The organism is Streptomyces sp. NPDC060027 (genome assembly GCF_042737005.1).
In the GTDB taxonomy this organism is placed as follows: domain Bacteria; phylum Actinomycetota; class Actinomycetes; order Streptomycetales; family Streptomycetaceae; genus Streptomyces.
The window spans coordinates 1-3,708 of record NZ_JBHWVI010000400.1 but is presented as its reverse complement, the minus strand read 5'-3'; the positions used below and the strand labels follow the sequence as shown (position 1 = coordinate 3,708).

The following is a 3,708-nucleotide window of genomic DNA, read 5'->3' as shown; positions in this document are numbered from 1 at the left end:
CCCGACGCAGCCATCTTTCCAACACCGTCCGCTCGTCATCAGACAAAAGCAACGGTTCCAGCTTCGGGCCCCGACGGGGAACTGACGCACCAGCATGTCGGCCACCACGTCCAGCTGGGTTCGGACGGCCTCGGCGGTCGTCTGCGCGAAGATGGAACGTGCCGCCGCCAGCGAGGACAACGAAGCCGCAGGCAACGATGTCGAAAAGATAGACCGCCGGGTCCATACCGTCCGGATAGACCGTGGCCGCGACGACGCCGAGACGTGAGCCGTACACATCACGCAGCACCCAGATGTCCCCGGTCATCCGTAGCTTCGCCACCGCATCCCGCCACTGCGGCAGAGCCGACGCAACCTGCGAACCGCGCACCACCGGACGCAGCCGGGACACCGCCTCCAGGCCCGTCCGCGCGATCGCCGGTGAGCCCACCGACGACAGCCCATGCAGCAGGAGCAGGGCGGCCTGACCATCGGGCACACCAGAAACCAGGCGCTCTCGAACCCGCTCCTCCGCCGCGTCGATCAGCCAGCCGATCCAGTCACCGAGCGCGAGAGAGTGCCCCTCCCGGACGGTCTCGTGCACACGCGCCCCCAGCTGGCCGGCCGTCATGTCCTCCAGCCGACGCGGGCTTTCGGCGCCAAGCAGCACCTCGGTCTCGTCCAGGAGTACCGAGATGGAAGGCTCGAACCAGGCCCAGCGGACGCGCCGGTGCTGCGAACCGGATCGGCTATGGACCGCTCGGGCCGGGGGCGAGGGCGCTGGTGAGTTGGGTACGGGTGGTGATGCCGAGTTTGCGGTAGGCGGCGGAGAGGTGGACCTCGACGGTTTTGGGGGTGACGTAGAGCTGTTGGGCGATCTGCCGGTTGGTGGCGCCGGTGGCGGCGAGTTCGGCGATGCGGTGTTCGCTAGGGGTGAGAGCGGCGGGGCCGGTCAGCGCATCGCGGCGGGGGCGTCCGCCTGCGGCGGCCAGCTCGGTGCGGGCGACTTCCATCAGGGGGGTGGCGTTGCACTGGGTGGCCAGGTCGAGGGCCTGCCTCAACAGGGGCCGGGCCTCGGTGCGGCTGCCGTGGCGGCGTAGTTCCGCACCCAGCGCGGTGAGGGTCTTGGCGTGTTCGAGCCGGGCCAGGGAGCTGTCCAGGATGGTCTGAGACTCCCACAGGAACCGCAGGCGGTCGCCGTCTTCGGCGACCAGGCCCGAGACGCGCAGCGAGCGGCCCAGGAATCCGGGGGCGTTCCAGTGGCGTGCCATCGTCAGTTCGTCGGCCACCATCGCGCGGGCTTCCTCGGTCTTGCCGAGGGCGTGCAGGGCGAGGGCGGCGTCGTCGCGCCACGCGCTGATGCCGGGATTATGGAAGCCGAGGGCTCGGCAGATCTCCCCTGATTTCCGGGCGGTGGCCAGGCAATCCTCGTATCGTCCGCGGATCCGCTGCAGGCGGGCGAGTGCATCCAGGGCGTAGTAGACCGGCCCGGAAAGGATGCGTCGGCTGGTGGGGCTGGCTTCTTGACTCCAGGCGGCACTGTTGGCCTCCAGGGCTTGGGTGGGGTCGGCATTGCTCCAGGCCAGGTTTGCGGTCCGGGCCAGTGTGATGGCCAGCTTCTCCTGCCCGTCGGCGGCGTAGTCCTCGGCCTCGGCCAGGACGGCGTCGGCCTGTTTCCACTTGCCCATCTGGGACAGGGCATCGCCAAGCATGAGGCGGGTCTGGGCGGTGCGCCGAGGCTCGGGGAGGGCTTCCAGGAGGGTGATGACTTGCGGGTAGTCGTGGGCGTTGCGGGCCACGGTGGCGGCCTGGAGGACAATGGCCGGGGCGGCGGTTCCGGTAGCGGCCAGCCGCCAGGTGGCGATACACAGGGCATCGCCTCGGCGCCGGGCCCCGTAGGCCTCCACTTGCTCCGCCTGACGAAGGAGGATCTCCCGGCGCCGCAAGACGGGCAGCTCGGCCCGCACGACCTCGCCGTACACAGGATCGGCGAGCGCCACACAGGTGCGCCGCCCATCCTGGCTGGCGAGGATCAGCCCAGCGTGTTTCAAGTCGGCCAGCACCTGCCAGGAGGCGACAACTTGGACCTGTGTCAGCGGCAGCGGGCCGCACAGCGCCAGCAGCTCCAGCACCGGCCGGGCGGTCGGCCCCACGGCGGCGAACTGGTTGCCGATCAGCTCAGTCAGCCGCGTCGTCGTGCCCAGCAGCCGACTTCCCGGCACCAGGTGCCACGTCTCCCCGTCACTGGCCAAAACTCCGCTGGCCAGGGAACCGTGAACCAGCTCGCGCAGGTACAGGGCGTTCCCGCCCGACGCCTCGTACAGATGCCGGACAGTGTGTGGCCCGACCGGCCCGCCGAGCGCGGCCTCCAGGACCGCCCCCACCTGACCTTGACTGAATGCGGCTAGGTCGATCCGGGTCACGGCGTCCCCCTGGGCCAGGGTCTGCATGGCCTCGGTGGTCACTTCGCCGCTGCGAATAGTGGAGATCAGTCGGATTAGCCCGGCGTCCATCATCTGCCTCAGCAGCACCACCGAGGCCGTGTCCAGCAGATGCAGGTCATCGATCAGGATCGCCCACGGACGCCGGCCTTCTCGGGTGTGCGCCGCCACCGCGGCAAACCCCGCAATCGGGTCAGACAAGTCCACTTCGGAAGGGAGAAGGTGAGCAATCGCGCCCAGCGGCACAGCAGCGGCCGCTGCGCTCGCTGTTGCCCGTGCCCCTCGGAACCCTGCGCGTACCGCCTGGCCCAGGTATTCCTCGGCCAGCCGCGACTTGCCCACCCCCGCAGCCCCGGCCACGACAAGCCCCCGGCTTCGCCGGCTGGCCAGCACCCGCGCGAAAACCTCCAGCTCCCGTTCGCGCCCGGCCAGCGGCCAACGCGCTACCGGATTTTCCGGGCCGCGCATGGCCCAGGCGGAAGGCTGGGCTTCTACGGAACCCGACGGAGACATCTTGCTCTCCTCCCAGAGACGGAGCAAAGCGCCGAATGGTAGTGGGGGCGGCCTGCTCCTCACCCGTCCCGACCATCGGGCAAGGAGCCTGGATGTGGGCGCTTCCGAGGGCCTTGGCCATAAGGACTCGGCTACCGGGTGGGCAACGTCAGACGGCTTGCAGGTCGGCTCAGTGGTCGGTAGTGCGCGGACCGTGCTGGGCACCGGTGGTGTCGGCAAGAGCGGTGACGACCTGCTGGCCGCGCGGCCGTGTTCTTCGTCTGTGCAGCTGGCCGTCCACGGGCCTGGGGCGGGAGCAGGACCGCCATCGGTCACATCGATGCGCACCCTGGTGTGCCCGCCACGGTCGGTGGCAGCCTGAAGGTGCAGAGCGATCGGCGGCAGGGCATGCTCGACGGCGTTGGTGACCAGCTCGGAAACCACCAGCAGCGCGTCGTAGGCCGCGTCCTCGTCCAAGCCCCAGGAGGCAAGTACCAGCTTGGCCGCGTGCCGCGCTGCGGCCGCCGCGGTCGCACGGTACGGCAGCGGGCAGTCATACCGGGGAAGCACAGAACGCAGCTTGCGAGAAGGCGCGCTAGAAGACGGGACAGAACCGGCAGCGGTGCGGGTAACAGTCGTGGAAGTCATGATGGTCACCTCTTGGTCGGGGAGCGGTGACGCTCTTCATGACTCCTTTCTAGTAGGACTCCGTTAGGTCTGTCTTGATCTCGGCTTTGAGTGTGAACCGCTGGGCAGGCGTTGGTGGCAGGTGGTGCAGACGCCGGTCCAGCACCTC

2 protein-coding genes and 1 pseudogene are annotated in these 3,708 nt (G+C 69.3%); all 3 read right to left on the bottom strand.

Features of this window, described 5'->3' with window-relative positions:
* On the bottom strand, positions 1 to 649 hold a 649-nt coding region (locus ACFWBT_RS42255), incomplete at its 3' end, for a hypothetical protein (RefSeq protein ID WP_385709925.1).
* A gap of 79 nt (positions 650 to 728) precedes the next feature.
* On the bottom strand, positions 729 to 2,933 hold the full coding sequence (locus tag ACFWBT_RS42250; protein ID WP_385709928.1) for a LuxR C-terminal-related transcriptional regulator: 2,205 nt from the start codon (positions 2,931 to 2,933) through the stop codon (positions 729 to 731).
* Positions 2,934 to 3,218: 285 nt separating this feature from the next.
* Positions 3,219 to 3,560, bottom strand: a pseudogene (locus ACFWBT_RS42245) (ATP-binding protein); the annotation flags it as partial.
* Positions 3,561 to 3,708: the final 148 nt, after the last annotated feature.